At 62.6% G+C, this 20,335-nt stretch carries 17 protein-coding genes; 15 read left to right on the forward strand and 2 right to left on the reverse strand.

Going from position 1 to position 20,335, the window contains the following annotated elements; translation table 11 throughout:
* Nucleotides 1-122: 122 nt before the first annotated feature.
* Nucleotides 123-302 carry a hypothetical protein gene (locus EL338_RS10660; RefSeq protein ID WP_126333729.1) on the reverse strand — a complete coding sequence of 60 codons (180 nt, stop codon included), beginning with the start codon at nt 300-302 and terminating at the stop codon, nt 123-125.
* A gap of 180 nt (nt 303-482) precedes the next feature.
* On the opposite strand from EL338_RS10660, the gene pgi reads away from it, so the two are divergent.
* From pgi to EL338_RS10720, 12 genes are all read left to right on the forward strand, one after another.
* A complete protein-coding gene (pgi, locus tag EL338_RS10665; RefSeq protein ID WP_179967267.1) occupies nt 483-2,135 on the forward strand; it encodes a glucose-6-phosphate isomerase in 1,653 nt (550 codons plus the stop codon).
* A gap of 484 nt (nt 2,136-2,619) precedes the next feature.
* Nucleotides 2,620-3,960: an MFS transporter gene (locus EL338_RS10670; RefSeq protein ID WP_126333731.1), complete on the forward strand. Its 1,341-nt coding sequence runs from the start codon at nt 2,620-2,622 to the stop codon at nt 3,958-3,960.
* Nucleotides 3,961-4,021: 61 nt separating this feature from the next.
* Complete coding sequence (gene paaK / locus EL338_RS10675) at nt 4,022-5,314, forward strand: phenylacetate--CoA ligase PaaK (RefSeq protein ID WP_126336794.1); 1,293 nt, start codon at nt 4,022-4,024, stop codon at nt 5,312-5,314.
* 172 nt (nt 5,315-5,486) lie between these two features.
* Nucleotides 5,487-6,527: an AraC family transcriptional regulator gene (locus EL338_RS10680; RefSeq protein ID WP_163792119.1), complete on the forward strand. Its 1,041-nt coding sequence runs from the start codon at nt 5,487-5,489 to the stop codon at nt 6,525-6,527.
* A 95-nt stretch (nt 6,528-6,622) separates the two neighbouring features.
* A complete protein-coding gene (locus tag EL338_RS10685; protein ID WP_126333733.1) occupies nt 6,623-7,735 on the forward strand; it encodes a TIGR03617 family F420-dependent LLM class oxidoreductase in 1,113 nt (370 codons plus the stop codon).
* Nucleotides 7,736-7,741: 6 nt separating this feature from the next.
* A complete protein-coding gene (locus EL338_RS10690) occupies nt 7,742-8,812 on the forward strand; it encodes a phosphotransferase family protein (RefSeq protein ID WP_126333734.1) in 1,071 nt (356 codons plus the stop codon).
* On the forward strand, nt 8,809-9,996 hold the full coding sequence (locus EL338_RS10695) for an acyl-CoA dehydrogenase family protein (protein WP_126333735.1): 1,188 nt from the start codon (nt 8,809-8,811) through the stop codon (nt 9,994-9,996). Before EL338_RS10690 ends, EL338_RS10695 begins: the two co-directional genes overlap by 4 nt.
* Complete coding sequence (locus EL338_RS10700) at nt 9,993-11,144, forward strand: CaiB/BaiF CoA transferase family protein (RefSeq protein ID WP_126333736.1); 1,152 nt, start codon at nt 9,993-9,995, stop codon at nt 11,142-11,144. Before EL338_RS10695 ends, EL338_RS10700 begins: the two co-directional genes overlap by 4 nt.
* 132 nt (nt 11,145-11,276) lie before the next feature.
* Entirely contained in the window at nt 11,277-12,485 is a 1,209-nt protein-coding gene (locus EL338_RS10705) for an acetyl-CoA C-acetyltransferase (protein ID WP_126333737.1), read from the forward strand.
* Between the two features lie 56 nt (nt 12,486-12,541).
* Nucleotides 12,542-14,521 carry an enoyl-CoA hydratase-related protein gene (locus tag EL338_RS10710; protein WP_170217435.1) on the forward strand — a complete coding sequence of 660 codons (1,980 nt, stop codon included), beginning with the start codon at nt 12,542-12,544 and terminating at the stop codon, nt 14,519-14,521.
* Nucleotides 14,521-15,537, forward strand: a complete 1,017-nt coding sequence (gene gnd / locus EL338_RS10715; RefSeq protein ID WP_126333739.1) for a phosphogluconate dehydrogenase (NAD(+)-dependent, decarboxylating) — start codon at nt 14,521-14,523, stop codon at nt 15,535-15,537. Before EL338_RS10710 ends, gnd begins: the two co-directional genes overlap by 1 nt.
* Nucleotides 15,538-15,759: 222 nt before the next feature.
* Nucleotides 15,760-17,277, forward strand: a complete 1,518-nt coding sequence (locus EL338_RS10720) for an aldehyde dehydrogenase family protein (protein ID WP_126333740.1) — start codon at nt 15,760-15,762, stop codon at nt 17,275-17,277.
* A 347-nt stretch (nt 17,278-17,624) separates the two neighbouring features.
* Here EL338_RS10720 and EL338_RS26485 read toward each other — a convergent pair whose 3' ends face one another.
* A complete protein-coding gene (locus tag EL338_RS26485) occupies nt 17,625-17,900 on the reverse strand; it encodes a hypothetical protein (RefSeq protein ID WP_235666433.1) in 276 nt (91 codons plus the stop codon).
* Between the two features lie 107 nt (nt 17,901-18,007).
* On the opposite strand from EL338_RS26485, the gene EL338_RS26490 reads away from it, so the two are divergent.
* The 3 genes from EL338_RS26490 to EL338_RS10735 all read left to right on the forward strand — a co-directional run bounded on the left by EL338_RS26490 (nt 18,008) and on the right by EL338_RS10735 (nt 20,330).
* A complete protein-coding gene (locus EL338_RS26490) occupies nt 18,008-18,349 on the forward strand; it encodes a hypothetical protein (protein ID WP_235666434.1) in 342 nt (113 codons plus the stop codon).
* A 323-nt stretch (nt 18,350-18,672) separates the two neighbouring features.
* Nucleotides 18,673-19,989 carry a cytochrome P450 gene (locus tag EL338_RS10730; protein WP_126333741.1) on the forward strand — a complete coding sequence of 439 codons (1,317 nt, stop codon included), beginning with the start codon at nt 18,673-18,675 and terminating at the stop codon, nt 19,987-19,989.
* 92 nt (nt 19,990-20,081) lie between these two features.
* On the forward strand, nt 20,082-20,330 hold the full coding sequence (locus tag EL338_RS10735) for a 2Fe-2S iron-sulfur cluster-binding protein (RefSeq protein WP_327391060.1): 249 nt from the start codon (nt 20,082-20,084) through the stop codon (nt 20,328-20,330).
* The last annotated feature ends 5 nt before the right edge of the window (nt 20,331-20,335 follow it).

Below are 20,335 nucleotides of genomic sequence, written 5' to 3' on the forward strand. Positions count from 1 at the left end.
GGCAACGGCGTTCATGGTAGGAGAGCCGTCCTCGCAGGTGCGGAACAGGTCGACCAGCGTCCCCGGCGGTGGTGGATACCAGCACTCCCAGTTCGATGATCTCTTCTACTGTTTCGCAGGCCTTAATCGAATCCTCGGTGCATCCGCTGATACAGCCGACCTTCGTCGTCGCTGCGGCCGGCCATGAGGCCGTAGACCTTGGTCAGGCGATGCGTGGTCCGGACGAAACTCGGCCGGCGCGGCAGGTGCTGCGACATGTTGATCTCGCTTCGTTGGTGGCGGTAGCCCGCCAGTTGGCGCATGCCAAAGGTCGTTCGTTGAGAAACTTAGTGGCACAACGATCTTCGGGTGATAAGCGCTTCATGTACGCTGCGGTTGCAGGCGCGGCCGGTCAGTCAAAACCTCGGATCGTTGTCACGCAGAATAACGCTGTGCTGCGTCCTCGAAGCGCACCGAGAAAGGGGATGGTCATGGCAGATCATATTGGAACCGGAGACATCACAGCTACCCTTCCCTGGGAAGCGCTGGTTCGTCATCGTGAGGCCATCGCGTCGAAGAATCTTCGGGAGCTGTTCGCCGACGATCCCGCCCGCGGCACCGAGCTCACCCTCACCGTCGGCGACCTCTACATCGACTACAGCAAGCACCGTGTTACCCGTGAAACCCTGGCGCTGCTGGTCGATCTGGCGAACGCCGCGGACCTGGTGGGCGGCCGCGACGCGATGTTCGCCGGGACACACATCAACACCTCCGAGGACCGGGCGGTGCTGCACACCGCACTGCGGTTGCCGCGCGACGCGAGCCTGACGGTCGACGGCCAGGACGTCGTCGCCGATGTGCATTCCGTCCTCGACGCGATGGGTGACTTCACCGAGCGGTTGCGGTCCGGGCAGTGGACCGGCGCGACCGGCGAACGGATCACGACGGTGGTCAACATCGGGATCGGCGGGTCCGATCTGGGCCCGGTGATGGTGTACGACGCGCTGCGGCACTACGCCGACGCCGGTATCGCGGCCCGGTTCGTGTCCAATGTCGATCCGGCCGACCTGGTCGCCAAACTCGACGGATTGAACCCGGCCACAACACTTTTCATCGTCGCCTCCAAGACGTTCTCCACCCTGGAGACCCTGACGAACGCGACCGCGGCGCGGCGCTGGCTCACCGCTGAACTCGGCGATGACGCGGTGTCCAAGCACTTTGTCGCGGTGTCGACGAACGCCAAGCTGGTCGAGGAGTTCGGCATCGACACGGCGAACATGTTCGGTTTCTGGGATTGGGTCGGCGGACGGTACTCGGTGGACAGCGCCATCGGCCTGTCGGTGATGGCGGTGATCGGCCGGGAGCGGTTCGCCGAATTCCTGGCCGGATTCCATCTGGTCGACGAGCACTTCCGCACCGCACCGCTGGCCGAGAACGCGCCGGCCCTGCTGGGCCTGATCGGGCTCTGGTACAACAACTTCTTCGACGCGCAGTCCCGTGCGGTGCTGCCCTACTCCAACGACCTGTCCCGGTTCGCGGCGTATCTGCAGCAGCTGACCATGGAGTCCAACGGCAAATCGGTGCAGGCCGACGGATCCCCGGTGACCACCGACACCGGCGAAATCTATTGGGGCGAACCGGGAACCAACGGGCAGCACGCGTTCTACCAGTTGCTGCACCAGGGCACCCGGTTGATCCCGGCGGATTTCATCGGGTTCAGTGAGCCCACCGACGACCTGCCGACCGCCGACGGCACCGGCAGCATGCACGACCTGCTGATGAGCAACTTCTTCGCCCAGACCCAGGTGCTGGCCTTCGGTAAGACCGCCGAGGAGATCGCAGCCGAGGGAACCGCCGCCGACGTCGTGCCGCACAAGGTCATGCCGGGCAACCGCCCGACCACCTCGATCCTGGCGACCAAGCTGACACCGTCGGTGGTCGGCCAGTTGATCGCGCTCTACGAGCATCAGGTGTTCACCGAGGGTGTGATCTGGGGTATCGATTCGTTCGATCAGTGGGGTGTGGAGCTGGGCAAGACCCAGGCCAAGGCGCTGCTGCCGGTCATCACCGAGGCCGCATCCCCCGCACCGCAGAGTGACACCTCGACCGATGCACTGGTACGCCAGTACCGCACGCAACGCGGCCGCACTCCCTGAGTAAAACGGCGGAACACGCGTATCCGCTGACCGGCGGCGCGTTTCTCCAGATGGCGGAAGACCAAACCACGCCTGCACAGACTCGGCTGGATCAACGAAATCGTTGTGGTCGGCCGGGACCATAGAGCTGTGTGAACGCATGCCGCGGCTGGGTGCGGATTTGTCTGGTCCCTCAGGGCGGTCGCAGCCTCGCCGCTCACCGGCGGCGTAGATGTCCGTGATTTTGTGAAGCGAACGAGTCGTTCCGACAGACCATTCGGAGTCGTGTCATGCCAGTTTAGTGACCATTCTGTAGTCGACGTGTCGTGATTCGACTATGACTCGGCGTGGCCGCAGCACGGCCGGCTTATGGACGATTCGGTGAGGTCGTGAGTCTGCTTCTGTCCTGTCGTTCGCGGCGACCACGCGATTGGATTGGTGTCCGGCGTCACAGCGCAATGCTGATTGCGTAGCCGACCACCACGCCGAATCCACGGGAGACGTGATGCCTGCAGAATCGACCGCGAACAGGCCACCTGCGCCAGAACTCGCAGCGACAGCAGAAACGCCGGCTCCGACCTCCTCACCGCTGAAGGCCGCCATTGCCAGTCTGGTGGGTACGTCGATCGAATGGTACGACTACTTCGTCTATGGGTTGGCCGCGGCCCTGGTTTTCGGTCCCCTGTTCTTCCCGACATACTCGGCCGGCGCGGGAACCCTAGCCGCATTCGCCACCTATTCGGTCGGCTTTCTGGCACGTCGGCTGGGCGGCGTGGTGATGGGACACTTCGGTGACAAAATCGGGCGCAAGTCAATGCTGGTCACATCGCTTCTGTTGATGGGCTTCTCAACGGTCGGCATCGGACTGCTACCGACGTACGAGACGATCGGGGTGTGGGCGCCGATTCTCTTGGTGAGTTTGCGATTCCTCCAGGGTTTCGGCGTCGGTGGCGAGTGGAGCGGCGCGGTGCTGATCGCGGTGGAGCACGCCCCGGCAGCACGCAGAACCTTTTACGGAAGCTTCCCTCAAATGGGTGTGCCCGCCGGGTTGATCCTGGCCAACGTGGTGTTTCTCGCCGTGACTGCAGCGATCAGCCCCGAGGCTTTCATTTCGTGGGGATGGCGGATTCCTTTCTTGGGCAGTGCAATATTGATCATCGTCGGGCTGGTGCTCCGGCTGAAACTGGACGAGACACCTGCATTCAAGACTGTGATGAACGAACGCGCCGAGCCGCGACTCCCGATCGTTGCGGTCATCCGTGACCACTGGTCAGAGGTCGGGCTCATTGCAGGGGCGTTCATCGGGATCAACGCCGTCGCTTACATTTTCATGGCCTACCTTCTCAACTACTCGACGACGGCATTGAATCTGGACCGTACGGTCATCCTGATCGTCAGTCTGCTGGCTGCCGGTGTGTGGTTGGTCGTGACTCCGGTCGCGGCTGGACTGTCCGACCGAATCGGGCGGCGTCGAGTCCTGACGATCGGCTCGGCGGCTCTGTGTGCCTGGGCGCTGGTCCTGTTCCCGTTGGTCGACACGCGCTCGACGGCCGCGATCGTGCTGGTCATGGTAGGAGTCGCGGTCGCTATGGGAATCGTCTACGGGCCGATGGCCGCGCTCTTCGCCGGTCTGTTTCCGGCCGAGATCCGCTACAGCGGAGCCTCGATCGGCTATCAGATCGGTTCGATTCTGGGCGGCGGAATCGCGCCCACGGTGGCGACCGGCCTTTACACGGCGACCAACACGAGTCTGTCCATCACGATCTACCTCGGCGTGGTGACCACACTGAGTCTGCTTTGCCTGACGGCTCTCACCCGTCAGACACGTCCCACGTGGACCAACTGATGTTTGTACGACCCGTTGAGCGGAGCAGGAAGAGGCGTTGATGAATCAACTCGAAGAACCGATGACCAAGTATCGCACCGTTGACTCGGCTGAGTGCATCAACCTCGGGCAACTCCGCGAATTGCAGCTTCAGCGGCTGCGACGGACGCTGCATCACGCATACACGAATGTGCCGTTCTATCGGCACAAATTCAACGAACTCGGTGTCCACCCCGATGATTGCCGCTCGTTGGACGACCTGGCGAAGTTTCCTACGACGACGAAGGCTGATCTCCGCGACAACTACCCATTCGGCATGTTCGCCGTGCCGCAGGACCAAGTCCGGCGCATTCACGCTTCGAGCGGAACAACTGGCGAACCCACTGTGGTGGGCTACACCGCGAATGACATCGAGACTTGGTCGAACCTGGTGGCCAGGTGCATCACGGCGGCAGGTGGGCGCGCAGGTCATAAGATTCACATCGCCTACGGATACGGACTTTTCACCGGCGGCCTCGGAGCTCACTACGGTGCCGAGAAGCTCGGTTGCACGGTTATCCCGGCATCCGGAGGAATGACGGCACGGCAGGTTCGGATCATCAAGGACTTCGAACCGGACATCATCATGGTGACACCGTCCTACATGCTGACCCTCTTGGACGAATTCGACCGTCAGGGCCTGGACGCGCGCGAAACCAGCCTATCCATAGGAATTCTGGGTGCGGAGCCTTGGACGGAAGAAATGCGCTCGGAGATCGAATCTCGCACTGGCATAGACGCACTCGACACCTATGGCCTCTCCGAGGTGATGGGGCCGGGCGTCGCGCAGGAGTTTCGCGACACCAAAGACGGTCCGCATATCTGGGAGGATCACTTCATCCCGGAGGTCCTGGACCCGGCGACCGGTGCGGTGCTTGATGACGGTGTCGAGGGAGACCTGACCTTCACCTCGCTCACCAAAGAGGCATTTCCCGTAATACGTTATCGAACAAGAGATCTCACGACGCTACTCCCAGGAACTGCGTGCGAGAACTTTCGGCGGATCGCCAGGGTCGCGGGCAGGTCCGACGATATGATCGTCCTGCGAGGGGTGAACCTATTTCCCACACAGATCGAGGAGCTAGTAGTCCGTAGCAGTGACCTCTCGCCTCACTTCCGACTCATCCTGTCGAAGAGTGGGCGGCTCGACCGATTGGCAGTGGAGGTCGAGATGAGAGGCGACCGCACGGCCGAGGCGGGGGTCCGGGCTGCGGCAGAGCTCGAGGCAAGTATCAAGAACTCGATCGGTGTCAGCGCTGCTGTAGCGATCGTCGAGAGTGGTAGCTTGCCACGATCCGACGGCAAGATCAACCGGGTCGTGGACCAAAGGAGGTAGCAGTCGGCAACCCGCGCGCCATTTGTCGATATGGGGCGGATCGACGGGGCCGGTGCCTTAAGATCGGGACCGTCGGACGCTCTCGAAGTCGTGAAAGTACGGCTTCCGGCGGGTTCGATGAATGGTAGCCGGCGCGCGACGCCGCAAGGTTGTTGAAAGAGCATCGGTAACAGTGCCCACGTCATCCTCGCACTACTTCAAAGAAACCATCAAGGGCGCGGAACGCCGAGGTATCGACGCGGACCTTTTGCTACGTGACGTCGGATTGACACGGCGTGAGGTCTTCGATCCAGCTTGGCGTGGCGACGTCACCCTGTTGGCTCGGTTGGTGCAACTCGTGTGGTACGCGCTCGACGACGAACACATGGGCTTCCTCGCGCGGCCCGCGAAACCCGGAATCTTTGCGCTGATGACGCACACTCTGATCGCAGAGCAGTCGGTCGAGCAGGCGCTGCGCAAGGGGGTCTTGTTCTACAACCTGACGCAACACGAGTCGATGGAAATGGCACTGAGCAAGACCCCCACCACTGTTCGACTCGAAATCCGGTTTCTCGAACCGGATTTGGATCCAACGCACTATTTTCTCGAGTTCTGGGCAACTATCTGGTATCGGTTGGTCGGCTGGCTTGCCGGCGGTGTGCCTCCGTTGCGGGAAGCTACGTTTTCCTATCCCCGTCCTGCTCATTACGCTCACGAGCTTGCGTATATTTTTCGATGCCCGCACATCTTCGACAGCACCGCGACGACGCTGGTCTTTGACCGTGAGTTCCTGCAGAAGCCGATTGTGCGTGATCGAGCGGAGCTGAAGCGCTTCCTCTCTCTGGCTCCGTTGGGATTCATGACCGTCCCCGAAGACGAGTTCAGCACCGCCCGACAAGTGCGGGCAGCGCTTCTTGCAGGACATGCTCTGCCGCTGAACTTTCCGCCTCTGCCGGAAGTAGCCCGTCAACTGACGATGACCGAGCAAACCATGCGCCGGCGATTGCGTGACGAGTCGACGTCCTACCGTGCGATCAAGGAGAACATCCGCCGCGACATCGCGGTACACCGCCTACTGTCCACGTCCATGGCCGTGGAGCGAATCGGTGAGCTGGTTGGTTACCGTGAAGCACGCGCCTTCACGCGGGCATTCAAGCAGTGGACGGGGGACAGTCCAACCGCTTACCGAGATCGCCTCGCCAAACAGTTCCGAACCCCGGACTCCGAGGCGTGACAGTTTCCGTGCACTGAATCGTCGCCTTTGGTCCTGTATCGGAATCCATTCGCGGGCTTACCTTCAGAGGACACCTCGTAGCAAGGAGCTTGTGAATGCGGATCGAAACTCTGTTGCCACTGGGGAAGGTCGACCCTGGGCTCCGCGCATCCGACGTTCCCCTCGACATCACCACTGTGGCCGACAACGCCCGGTTCCTGGAGGACATCGGATACAGCGGACTGGTCGTCGAAGAGACAAAGGACGATCCATTCACCCTGCTGACGCTTGCAGCGGCCGCGACCTCGCGACTCCATCTGACAACCGGTGTCACCATCGCCTTTCCCCGCAGCCCAACTGTCATGGCGTTGAACGCGTGGACACTGCAGAAACTGTCGAAAGGCCGGTTCACCCTTGGCCTCGGTTCACAGGTGCGCGGTCACATCCAGCGTCGCTACGGCATGGAATGGGCTCCGCCCGGTCCCTGGATGCGGGACTACGTGGCCGCTGTCCGCGCGGTCTGGGACTGCTGGCAGTCCGGCGCGCCGCTGAACTACGAAGGCGAGCACTACAAACTGTCCCTGATGGTTCCGTTGTTCAATGCGGGTCCGATCGAACATCCGAACATCCCGATTCACCTCGCGTCGGTCAACAAGTACATGTGCGGTGTTGCCGGCGAGGTTGCCGATGGCATACGCCCGCATCCGGTCTGCACACCGTCCTACATCGCCGAGGTGATGCTGCCCGCGGTACGTAAAGGTGCGGCCAAGTCCGGGCGCGATCTGGACTCGTTCCGAGTGTGCATGAAACCGCTGGTGGCCTCGGCGCGCACCGAAGAAGAACTCACCCCGAAGATTCGCGATGCGCGTGCCCGGATTGCGTTCTACGCCTCGACGCCCGGGTACGCAGCGGCTTTCCAACATCTGGGACTCGACGAATTGGCGGCCGAGGCGAAGACCCTGTCGAAAGCTCAACGCTGGGAGGAACTCCCGGTTCTCATCGACGATCAGATCCTCGATCAGTTCGCGGTCATCGGAACCCACGACGAGATAGGCCAGAAGCTGCTCGACCGCTACGGCGATCACGTCACCGACATCGAGTTCTCCATCGCGGTCCACGACGACCACGACCGGCAGGTCCTCGCCGACCTCGCTGCGACGTTGGAGCGAGCTGACGGAAGCGCTGCACGCGCGGCGATCAGAGGCGAGCTATCCGGAGCCGGAGCGTAAGTCGCCATGAGCAACGATCCGGTACGGAACGAAAGTGTCGAGCTGACCGCCGCCGAGGTTGCTGCCCTGACGGACTGGCTGGCATCCTCTGGCATCGGGGCCGGCGACGTTTCCGGTGTGCGGCCCGTCGGGGGTGGAACGCAGAACATCATGGTTCAGTTCGATCTTGAACCCAGCACCTACATCTTGCGCAGAGGACCACGGCACCTGAGGCCGCGTAGCAACGACGCCATCCTCAGAGAAAGTCGGGTGCTCAACGCGCTCGCCGGCACCAGAGTTCCCCACCCGAGGACCGTCGCAGTCTGCGACGACCCGACGGTGCTCGGGGATGCTGTGTTCTACCTCATGGAACGCGTGGATGGCTTCAACCCGAGTTTGGAGCTGCCGGCACTGCATGCCGGGAGTGCGCAAGTACGCCGAGACATGGGTCTGCACCTGATGGACGCGCTCGCTGCACTGGGTGAAATCGACTATCTGTCTGCCGGTCTCGATGGGTTCGGTAAGCCGCAGGGATTCCTGGAACGGCAGGTTCCGCGGTGGATGGCAGAACTGAACAGTTTTGACCAATTCGACGGTTACGGCGGCCCCCAGATCCCAGGAGTCGACCGCGTCGCCTCGTGGCTGGAAGCCAACCTGCCACAGACGTGGCGACCGGGCATCCTGCACGGCGACTTCCACTTCGCCAACGCGATGTTCAAGCATGACAGCGCCGAGGTCGCGGCCATCGTCGACTGGGAGATGTCCACCATCGGGGATCCGCTCCTAGACCTGGGTTGGGTTCTCGCGACCTGGCAACTGCCCGGTGTTCCGGGCATGTTCGGCACCGGACTCATGAGTCAGACCGGACTGGCGACGCCTGAAGAACTGGTCGCACGCTACGCAGCGGGTAGTGACCGAAACCTCGACGCGATTGCTTGGTACGTCGTCCTGGCGTGCTTCAAACTCGGCATCGTCCTGGAGGGCACGCACGCCCGCGCGTGTGCCGGCCTGGCACCGGAGAAGACCGGCGAGGAACTACACCAGACCACCGTGCTCCTGTTCGAGCGCGCAATCAACACGATTAAGGAGCACCAATGATCGACTTCTCCGTTCCCGCCTCAGTCACGGCGCTGGCCGAGGAGATCCGGCAGTTCGTGACGGAGGAGATTATTCCGTTCGAAACCGATCCACGCCTCACCGCCCACGGTCCTTCCGACGAACTGCGCCAGGAGCTCGTGGAGTTGGCGCGCAAGCGCGGGCTTCTGACGTTCCAGGCACCGACCCGGCATGGAGGTCGGGAACCGTCGCATGTGGACCAGGCGGTGCTGTACGAAGCAGCAGGATGGTCCACCCTCGGACCCGTCGCCTTGAACTGCGCAGCCCCGGATGAGGGGAACATGTTCCTGCTCAACAAGATCGCCAATGACGAGCAGTCGGCGAAGTTCCTCGAGCCGGTGATCGCGGGCCACCAGCGATCGGTGTTCGCGATGACCGAGCCCGGCGGTGCGGGATCTGACCCGGGCCAGCTGAAGACCACCGCGACATTCGACGGAACCACCTACACGATCAATGGAACCAAGTGGTTGATCACCGGCGCCACGGGTGCGCAGGTCTGGATCATCATGGCTGATGTCCAGGAGAACGACCACGGGCCGTCCGGGGCGACGCTGTTCCTCTGCGAGGGCGACACGCCCGGAATCAGCATCGACCGCGTCATGTCCACCATGGACCGAAACTATGTCGAAGGCCACGGCGTGGTGACGTTCACGGACCTTCGGTTGCCGGCGTCGAGCTTGCTCGGTGAGGTCGGAAGCGCATTCCGATACGCTCAACTGCGGCTTGCACCCGCGCGACTGACGCATTGCATGCGGTGGCTGGGCGCTGCAGCTCGTGCTCAGTCCATCGCGGTCGAGTACGCGCAGACCCGCACTGCATTCGGAAAGCCGATCGGTGAGCATCAGGGAGTTGGCTTCATGCTCGCAGACAACGAAATTGCGCTGCAGCAATGCCGATTGGCGATCTGGTGGGCGTGTTGGACTTTGGATCAGGGGCAGCGCGGTCGCCATGAGAGCTCGATGGTGAAGGCGCTTGTCTCGGAGGAACTGTTCAAGGTGGCGGATCGCTGCGTGCAGGTTCTGGGCGGGATCGGCATCTCCGACGAGACGCCGATCGGCATGATCTTCAGCGATATTCGTGGTTTCCGTCTGTACGACGGACCTACCGAAGTGCACAAGTACGCCATCGCTCGCCAGATCCTGCGCACTGAACGGCAACGTTCGTGACCGGACCGCTGTCCGGGCTGAAGGTCGTCGAGTTCGCGGGAATTGGCCCTGCTCCGTTCGCCGCAATGCTGTTGGGCGACCTGGGCGCCGATGTCGTGAGAATTGATCGTCCCAGCGGGCACGCGGGTAACCCGGTCTCGCCGGACCGGGACTTCCTGAATCGCAACAGACGTTCCGTTGCCCTCAACCTGAAGACCGACGACGATATCGCTTTTGCGCTGGGCCTGATCCGCGACGCGGATGTGCTCATCGAAGGATATCGGCCGGGAGTCATGGAACGCCTGGGTGTCGGTCCCGACGTCAGCCTCGGCGTGAATCCGCGACTCGTGTATGCGCGGATGACCGGATGGGGGCAGGACGGACCTCTCGCAGACCGGGCGGGTCACGACATCGATTACATCGCCAGGGTGGGGGCCCTCTTTCCGATCGGCACACAGCAGTCCGATCCGGTCATCCCACTGAACATCGTCGGGGATTTCGGAGGTGGCGGAATGTTGCTTGCCTTCGGCATTCTCGCTGCCGTTCACCATGCCTCGCTGACCGGCACCGGACAGGTGGTCGACGCCGCCATCACCGACGGGACCGCACTGCTGACCACGATGCTGCACGTGTGGCGTTCGGCCGGACTGTGGTCGGATAGCCGCGCGTCCAACATGCTCGACGGTGGCGCGCACTTCTATCACGTCTATGAGACCGCAGACGGCCGCCATCTCGCCGTCGGGGCGATCGAACCGCAGTTCTATCGCGAATTCATCGGCGGTCTGGGATTCTCACCCGAGGACCCCACGTGGACTGCAGGACACCAGGACAGAGCGATGTGGCCGGCTCTCACACAGCAGGTCGCGCAACGGGTGCGAACCCGGACACTGGACGAATGGTCTGCGATCTTTGACGGCACCGACGCGTGTGTTGCGCCCGTGCTGTCCCCTGCGGAGGCACCCTTTGATCCGCACAACATCGCGCGCAACACGTTTCTCGACGTGGATGGGGTGACTCAGCCCGCACCCGCGCCCAGATTCAGCGGTACGCCGACGACCGCTCCCCGCAGCCATCCGATGCCGGGGCAGCATTCCGACGAGATCCGGGCCTCGGTTGCCGCGAGCGGCGGATGGCCGCACCGCGTGCGCAGCGAAGCGAACACGAACTGACCCTGGAACAACCGGGCGTCGGGGTCAGTCACCTTCGACGGCATCGCTGACAAGTTGATCCACGTGGCTCGCGAACGCCGAGCAGCCACAGCACCCGTTACAAGCGCGTTTGATCTGCAATGGAGAATCCCTATGACCGATGCACTCATCTTCGACGTCCTGCGTACACCTCGTGGCAAGGGGCGACCGTCCGGCGCTCTGCACACTGTCAAGCCGATCGATCTCGTCGTCGGTCTCATCGAGGCGATGCTGCAGCGCCAGCCGAACCTCGATCCCGATCTCATCGATGACATCGTCCTCGGAGTGGTGTCGCCGCTGGGGGAGCAGGGTTCGGTGCTGCCGCGGATCGCGGCGTTGGCTGCCGGATTGCCGGAAACTGCGGCCGGAGTGCAGGTGAATCGCTTCTGTGCCTCGGGATTGGAGGCGGTGAACATTGCGGCGCAGAAGGTTGTCTCCGGCTGGGACTCGATCGTCGTCGCAGGCGGAGTCGAGTCGATGTCCCGTGTACCCATGGGATCCGATCGTGGCGCGTGGTTCGATGATCCGGCTACCGCCTTCTCGACAAATTATGTGCCACAAGGTATTTCGGCTGACCTGATCGCCACGATAGAGGGGTTCGATCGCGGGGACGTGGATGCGTATGCGGTCAGCTCGCAGCAACGCGCCAAGGCCAGTTGGGACGAGGGACGATTCGCGAAATCGATTGTCCCGGTCCGCGATCAGAACGGCGCGCTACTACTTGATCGTGATGAGCATCTGCGTCCGTCCAGTACCGTGGAGTCGCTCGGTGAATTGAGTCCGGCGTTCGTACCGCTCGGAGAGGCGGGCTTCGATGCGGTCGCGCTGCAGCAGTACCCGAACGTAGAGGCGATCAATCACGTTCACCACGCCGGCAACTCATCCGGAATCGTCGATGGTGCAGCGTTGGTGCTCATCGGGTCGGAAGAGGCGGGCAAGCAGCTGAATCTCACGCCGCGTGCCCGGATCGTGGCGACGGCGACCTCCGGGGCAGACTCGACGATCATGCTGACCGGACCCACACCCGCGACTCGGAAGCTGTTGTCGCGGGAGGGACTCGACGTCGATGACATCGACCTTTTTGAGATCAACGAAGCATTCGCTTCCGTGGCGCTGAAGTACGCACGCGACCTGGATCTACCCATGGATCGTGTCAACGTCAACGGGGGCGCCATCGCCATGGGGCATCCCCTGGGTGCCACCGGTGCCATGTTGATCGGAACCGTCGTCGATGAACTCGAACGGCGCAACGCCCGTCGCGCGGTGGTGACCTTGTGTATCGGGGCGGGTATGGGCGTCGCAACACTCGTCGAGCGCATCTAAGTAGAGGAGACCAGAAGATGTTTACATGGAATCGAGACGATGCCGGCGTCGTAGTGGTGACTATCGACGACCCGTCGCAGGCCGTGAACACAGCCAACGAGAATTTTCGCCGCCAGTTTCCCGAGCTTCTCGATCAGCTCGAAAAGGACCGGGATTCGATCACCGGTGTCATTCTGACCTCGGCCAAGCGGACGTTCTTCGCCGGAGCTGACCTGGCATCCTTCGCAACGGCCGGACCCGAGGACGTCCCGGCCGTGCATGCCTTGCTCGACGATCTGAAAGCTGGATTTCGCCGACTCGAAACGCTGGGTGTACCCGTCGTGGCCGCCATCAACGGCGCTGCTCTCGGTGGTGGGTGCGAGCTCAGTCTGGCCTGCCACTACCGGGTCGCTGTCGATCGCCCGGACGTGTTGATCGGATTGCCCGAAGTCTCTCTGGGGCTGCTGCCCGGCGCGGGTGGAATCGTACGGACAGTGCGCATGTTCGGGTTGGCCAAGGCACTGGAACTGATCTTGATACCTGGCACACGGTTCAGTCCGGGGGGTGCGCTGGAGGTCGGTCTTGTCGACGAGTTGGTCGGCAGCGACGACGACCTGGTGCCGGCGGCCCGGCGGTGGCTTGCGGCCGGCCCGCTCTCGCGGAAACCCTGGGATGAACGCGGTTACCGGATTCCCGGTGGAAGCGCTCGCGACCCGGAGACCGCGTCGATGTTGGCTCTGCTGCCGGCAAAAGCCCGCAAGAAGACCCGCGGCGCCCCGTCGGATGCCGTCCAGGCGATCGTCTCCACGGCAGTGGAGAGCACCCTCGTCGACTTCGGCAATGCCCAAAGAATCGAGTCCCGGTACTGTGCCCAACTTGTCGGCGGTCAGGTGTCGTCGAACATCATCAAAGGGACATTCTTCGATGTGCGATCAGCGCGAGCGCGCTCACGGGCTCTGACGGACGGCTCAGGACTGCAGCACCGACGCGTACTCATCCTCGGTGACAATCCGATGGGACGAGGAATTGAGAAGTTGTGCCAAGACGCGGGTCTCGATACCGTTGTGGTCGACGGTGTCGATGACGCGATTACCGGTCACTTCGATGTCCTGATCGAAACGATGTTTTCTGACCTCGCCTCTCGCACCAAGGTTTTGAGCCAGGTGAGTGAACTTGTCGGCGCAGGGACAGCGGTCGCCACGAACTCGTCGTGGACGGCGCTCGCCGACCTCGCCGACCACGTCGCTGACCCGTCGGATCTAGTTGGTTTTCATCTGTTCGCCCCGGTCGACCGGATGGAGCTCGCCGAAATCGCCATCGCCGACACCACCAACGACCATGCCAAGTCCGTGGTGGTCGACCTCGCCCGGGCAATGAACAAGACGAGCATTGTTGTGGGCGGCGCGGCGGGCTTCTACGCCAACCGGGTACTGGCGGCCTTCCTCGGTGAGGCGTTGCGCCTACTCTCCGATGGAGTTTCGCCGGCCGCCATCGAGCAGGCCGCCTATCAGGCCGGTTTTCCCTCAGGTGTCCTTCGGCTTGCCGATGCAATTGGCCTGCCGGAACTTCGCGAACTGATCGATGCGGTGACAGACCACGCTGCCGACTCCGACGATTCGTCACCGCGCACAGTCCTCGACACCATGGTGGGAGAACTCGACCGGACCGGGCAGGTGTCCGGCAGGGGATTCTACGACTACCCGGAGGCCCGCCGAGGTCATCTGTGGCAGGGTCTGCAAGACCAGTTCGCACCTGCAACCCTCGAGGTCGGCCTCGTCGAAATTCAGGAACGCTTACTGTTTGCGGGAGCACTGGAGGCAGCGGCGTGCTTGGACCGCAAGATCCTGCACTCGGTGGCCGAGGGCAATGTCGGATCCATACTCGGAGTCGGCTATCCCATCTGGACAGGCGGCGCCGTCAACTACATCCAGCAGTACGCAGGAGGACCCGAAGGGTTCGCCGAACGCGCCCGAATCCTTGCGCAATCGTGGGGACGACGGTTTGATCCGGCTGTCCTGACCGCGCCGATCGGCAGTGTCGTGGGAGCCCAAAGCTAATGCGGCTGATCATGATCGGCGCGGGGCGGATGGGCTCGGCGCTCGTACAACGACTACACGGTGCCGGTCATACCTGTGTCGTCTACGACCAGAACCCAGCGGCGGCCGCGGAGTTGGAGCACTGCGGTGCCATCGTCGCGAACTCCCTTGCCGGCGCAGTCGACGCCGGCGGTCCGGGACCGCGGATCATCTGGTTGATGGTGCCTGCCGCGCTCACCGGAGCTGTCTTGGGCGACCTGGTTCCACTTCTGCTCAGCGGAGACGTTGTGGTAGACGGCGGCAACAGCTTCTACCGGGACGCCGTCTCGCGCGCCCAAAGTCTGGCCGAGAAGGGCATCGAATTCGTCGATGTCGGCACCAGCGGCGGCATTTATGGCCGGGATCGCGGCTTCTGCTTGATGGTCGGCGGGACTGCTGCCGCAGTCGAGCAACTGCGACCGATCTTCGAAACATTGTCTCCCGGTGTTCATTCCGCGCCACGAACGCAGAATCGTCCGGATGCCGTTACGACAGCCGAGCAGGGCTGGCTGCACTGTGGGCCCGCGGGTGCCGGTCATTTCGTCAAGATGGTGCACAACGGCATCGAATACGGTCAGATGGCAGCACTGGCCGAGGGGCTGGCAATACTGCGGAGCGCGGGTGCCGGCACCTCGGACCGCCGCGCCGACGCCGAGACCGCACCACTGGGTGACGCGCACTTCTACAACTATGACTTTCAGTTGGACGACGTCGCCGAGGTCTGGCGGCGCGGAAGCGTCATATCGTCCTGGTTGTTGGATCTCACCGCGGCGTCGTTGTCCCAGGATCCGGACCTCGAGAGGTTCTCCGGCCGCGTCGCCGATTCGGGTGAGGGGCGCTGGACCGTTCAGGCAGCCGTCGATCTCGGCGTCCCGGCCCACGTACTCACTGCGGCGCTCTATCAACGTTTCAGCTCCAGGGGTGAAGCGATCTATGCGGACAAGGCATTGTCCGCGATGAGGGAGGCGTTCGGTGGGCACCGGGAGGTCCACGTATAGGACGGCCGATGGGCATCGCTATCCCGGGGGAGGCACAAAGTTGCCGCTTCCGGGTTGGTGACCTCGCTCACAGGCCGTGATTGCATGGAGAAACTCTGGCGCTCCTGCCGGCGAACAAATGAAGGTCCGAATGCGCGGCGTCCGCGGTACGGCGCGACGCCCATGCTGTCGGGGATCTCGCGCTCCGGCTGCCGATAGTCGAAGAATCTTTCAGGAGGGTATATGACCACGGTCGAAACCACGCACCACCAGATGCGGATCGGTGGGCGCGATGTCGATACCGCGGGAAAAATCTCCATCATCGACCCCAGCGACGGATCCGTGGTGGCGACCGTGCCCGACGGAGATGCTTCCCACGTCGACGACGCCGTTGCCGCAGCCAAGGCAGCGTACGAAAGCGGAGTATGGTCGGCCAAGACGCCCCATGAGAGGGCTGCGATCATGCGCGCCATTGTCGGCGCGGCGCGCGAAGCGGCCGATGAGCTGATCGAGCTGGAACAAGCGGCCAACGGTGCAACCATTCGCCAGGCGACCGGCTTTCACATCGGTTATGCGCTGGCGCATTTCGAATATTTCGCCGGTCTGGCCGAGACCTACGAATGGGAACGTGCAGCACCCGTCTCGGATTTCCCGGCGCTCAGCCAGAGCGTGGTGCATCGCGAACCCATCGGGGTGGTCGGCGCGATATCTCCATTCAATTTCCCCCTGCTGCTGACGCTGTGGAAGGTTGGCCCCGCTCTGGCGGCGGGCAACAGTGTGGTTGTCAAGCCCGATGAGCGGACGCCGCTGTCGATGTTGGCATTCGCCAGGATCGCTGAACGCAATGGCCTACCCCCGGGCGTTCTGAATGTCGTCACCGGGCCCGGACGGGTCGCCGGCGCCCGCCTTGCCGAACATCCTCATGTCGGAAAGATCGGTTTCACCGGATCGACGTCGGTGGGCCGGGAAATCATGAGATTGGCCTCGGGAACGGTCAAACAAGTCACGCTGGAACTCGGTGGCAAGGGTCCGTCCATCGTGCTCGACGACGCTGATCTGGACATGGCTGTCGACGGCGTGCTGTTCGGGTGCTTCGTGTATTCGGGTCAGATCTGTGTATCCGGTACTCGCGCACTCGTTCCGAGACGGCTACACGACGAATTCGTGCGCCGGTTGGTCGAACGCGCCAAGACCATCGTCCTGGGCAACACGCGCGACTTCGATACCGACATGGGACCGGTGATCGATGGAAAGCAGCAGGCGCGGATCCTCGACCACATCCGGCGCGCCGAAGTCGATGGTGCCACCGTTGAACTCGGTGGCAGTCGACCTGGCGGTGAACAGTTCGAGCGCGGTTTCTGGGTGTCGCCGACCATCTTGTCCGGCGTTACCAACGACATGCCGATCGCCCGTGAGGAAGTGTTCGGCCCGGTACTGGTTGTCATCGCCTACGACGACGACGACGAAGCGGTCGCAATCGCCAATGACAGCGATTACGGTCTGGCGGCCAGCATCTGGTCCACCGACAATGGCCGGGCGCTGGCAATTGCGGATCGGATCCAGAGTGGCAGTGTGTGGATCAACGACGCACATCAAATCAACTGTCAGGTGCCTTTCGGCGGATACAAGCAGAGTGGCATCGGCCGTGAACTCGGGCCCGATGCGCTGGACGGTTATACCGAGGCGAAAACGGTGCAGGTGGATTTGTCCACCGGCCTGAAAGCGAAGCCGTTCGGCATCTTGCTCGGACATGCCGAGTGAAGCGACAAGCAGGCTCAGTCACGGGTAGCTGAGATCCGTTGTTCCGGAGGCGTCCATGACCCAGCGAACAGAGCGACTGTAATGCGGCATATGCGAAGCCGCCTGCGGAATGATTACCTAAGCTCGTTAACTATTCGGCCATCAATCGTTCGCAATTCATCTGATGCGCGTTGCGATCGTCGGGGCCGGGCCGGCAGGGTTCTATGCGGCAGGACACCTGCTGGATACGCGGGCGGCACATGGCTAAACGGCCGTCTTGTCGACCGTGTGGACCGGTCGATGGAAGTCGACATGTTCGAGCGTATGCCGACACCCTAGGGGTTGGTCCGACATGCCGTTGCACCAGATCATCCGGAGAAGAAGCTCGTCGCCGGTGTTTCGACGCGATTGCTGCGCGCGATGGCTTCCGGTTCTTCGGCGACGTCGGTATCGGTCGCGATCTGCTGCCAGCTGAACTCACGGGCTGGTACGACGCTGTCATCTATGCGGTCGGATGCCCGGACGACGCGAATCTGGACCCGCCAGGTAAGGAACTCACATGCCGCCTTTCGGCCCGCGAACTGGTCGGCTAGTACAGCGACCAACCGAAGTACGCCGATCTCGATGTCGACCTCTCTGGGCATCGAGCAGTGGTCATCGGTAACGGCAATGTCGCGCTGGATGTTGCCCGTGTTCTCACCACACCCATTCCGCATCTGGAATGAACGGATATTGCCGACGGCGCCTTGGAATGTCTGCGGGACAACAGTCTTCGCGAGGTTCGTGTCTTGGGGCGGCGCGACTATCGCCAGGCATCGTTTGGCGCAAGGGGATCTTCGGCACCAACAAGAAGTGCGCACGCGACACCGTCCGCGCGCTTCTCGACGACGTCCGCCTCGGTCGACTTTCTGATTCGACGGCGCTCGACCGGGACGAGGCGGGGGCGCGGATCGCGTCCCGGGTGCCCGATCGTGTGACCTACGAGGACTGGCGACGACTCGATCGCCACGAGCGTTCGGCAGGAGCATCGACCGGCAGGCCACGGGTCAAGATGAATCGGGTCGAGCAGATGCTGCAGCACCTGAAGACCTAGCGTCAGGCGCCTCGGCGCCACAGTGCAATTCGGCAGAAATTCGCCACGCGAAATCGGGCCGGGCCATACCGGCGGCATTTCGCAACGCACGGGGGACGTGGCGCGCCCAAACGGTGTCCGGTAATTCCGGGTGTTTGGCGGTCCATCGTCGTTCACCTGCCGTTACGTACCGAAATATCCCTATATGGGCAGTTAAGCGACCCGATGGAGTGTCGCGCATCACTGTTCCTGGTCGCAGACTTATTCCAGATGTACAAGCCCCGAGCCAGGGGATATGGCTGCAAACACTTTCACACAACGCAATTGAAGGAAAAGAGGCAACCATGACGGATACCCAGGTCGCTGATTCGGTCCTGATCCCCGACGAGATCGCTCGCCAGATCGTACTGCCGGAAGGACACGTCGATGAGGACGCTCTTTTCGCGGCATACCGATGGCTGCGCAACAATGCGCCGGTCGGACGCGTGGAGGTGGACGGTTACGACCCCCTGTGGCTGATCAGCAAGCACGCCGACATCATGGAAGTGGAACGCCAGCCGCAGACGTTCATCGCGGGCGGGACGAATCACTGCGTGCTGCAGACGCAGGCCGGAGACGAGTTCACCAAGCAGCTGTTGGGTGGCCACCTCCGTGTGATGGATGCGCTGCCTTACCTCGATCCGCCTCAGCACACCGAAGTGAAGAACATCGGTATCGACTGGTTCCGGCCGGCCAACCTGAAGCGGTGGGAGGACGAGATCCGGGCGAACGCGAAAGAGTCGGTCCGTCGCCTGATCGCTGAAGGCGATCGTGAGATCGATGTGGTCAATGACTTCGCGCTCGCGTATCCGCTGCACGTCATGATGACCCTGTTCGGTGTGCCTCCTGAGGATGAGCCGCGGATGATGGCGCTGACTCAGGACTTCTTCGGCACCAACGACCCCGATACCCAGCGCGAAGACGTCGAACCGCTGTCCCCCGAAGCCGCTGCCCAGCAGTGGACGGCCACGGTGGCCGATTTCAACGCGTACTTCGACGCACTCGTCGAAGACCGGCGGGCAAACCCGCGTGAGGATCTCGCCACCGTCATCGCTGCCGCGAAAACCCCGGACGGGGAGTACTTCCCGAAGAGCTACAGCTACGGCTGGTTCATCGCGATCGCCACGGCCGGCCACGACACCACGTCCACCTCCGTCGCCACCATCTTGCTGCAGTGCGCCAAGCAGCCCGAACTGCTCGACCGGGTGCGGGCCGACCTGTCGCTGGTGCCGGATCTGGTCAACGAAGGGGTGCGCTGGGCGTCCGCGGTGAAGCACTTCACGCGGCGTGCCGTCACCGACTACACGCTGCGCGGGCAGGAGATCAAGGCCGGCGAACGGCTGATGCTTCTGTTCCAATCGGGCAGCCGCGACGAGGACGTGATGGATCGACCCGAAGAGTTCATCATCGATCGCCGACCGAACAAGCACATCGCATTTGGGTACGGCCCGCACATGTGCATCGGCATGCACCTCGCGAAAATGGAAATGCGGGTCTTGCTCGAAGAACTGCTGCCGGTCGTGGAAAAAATCGAACTGACGGGTGAACCGAAGGTCGCACTCACGAACTTCGTCGGCGGACTTCGGCACGTGCCCGCTCGGTTTACCTTCGCCAAAGCCTAACTCAACCAGGGAAAAGTCAGATGCCTAAGGTCATTTATGAGCTGCCCGACGGGACCTCCGCCACTGTGGACGTTCCGGTAGGCACCTCAGTCATGGATGCGGCTGTCAACGAGAACCTGCCCGGCATCGATGCCGAATGTGGGGGGTCCTGCTCCTGTGGGACCTGCCACGTTCACATCGATGAGGCCTGGTATTCGGTACTGGGAGAGCCATCCGATGAGGAACGCGAGCTCTTGGAGTTCACGGCCGAATACTGTGAGCGGTCCCGCCTTTCCTGCCAACTCGTGGTGACCGGTGAGTGTGACGGCTTACGTCTGACGGTCCCCACCCGCGAGGGTTGACGGAT

The organism is Mycolicibacterium chitae, from assembly GCF_900637205.1.
Lineage (GTDB): Bacteria > Actinomycetota > Actinomycetes > Mycobacteriales > Mycobacteriaceae > Mycobacterium > Mycobacterium chitae.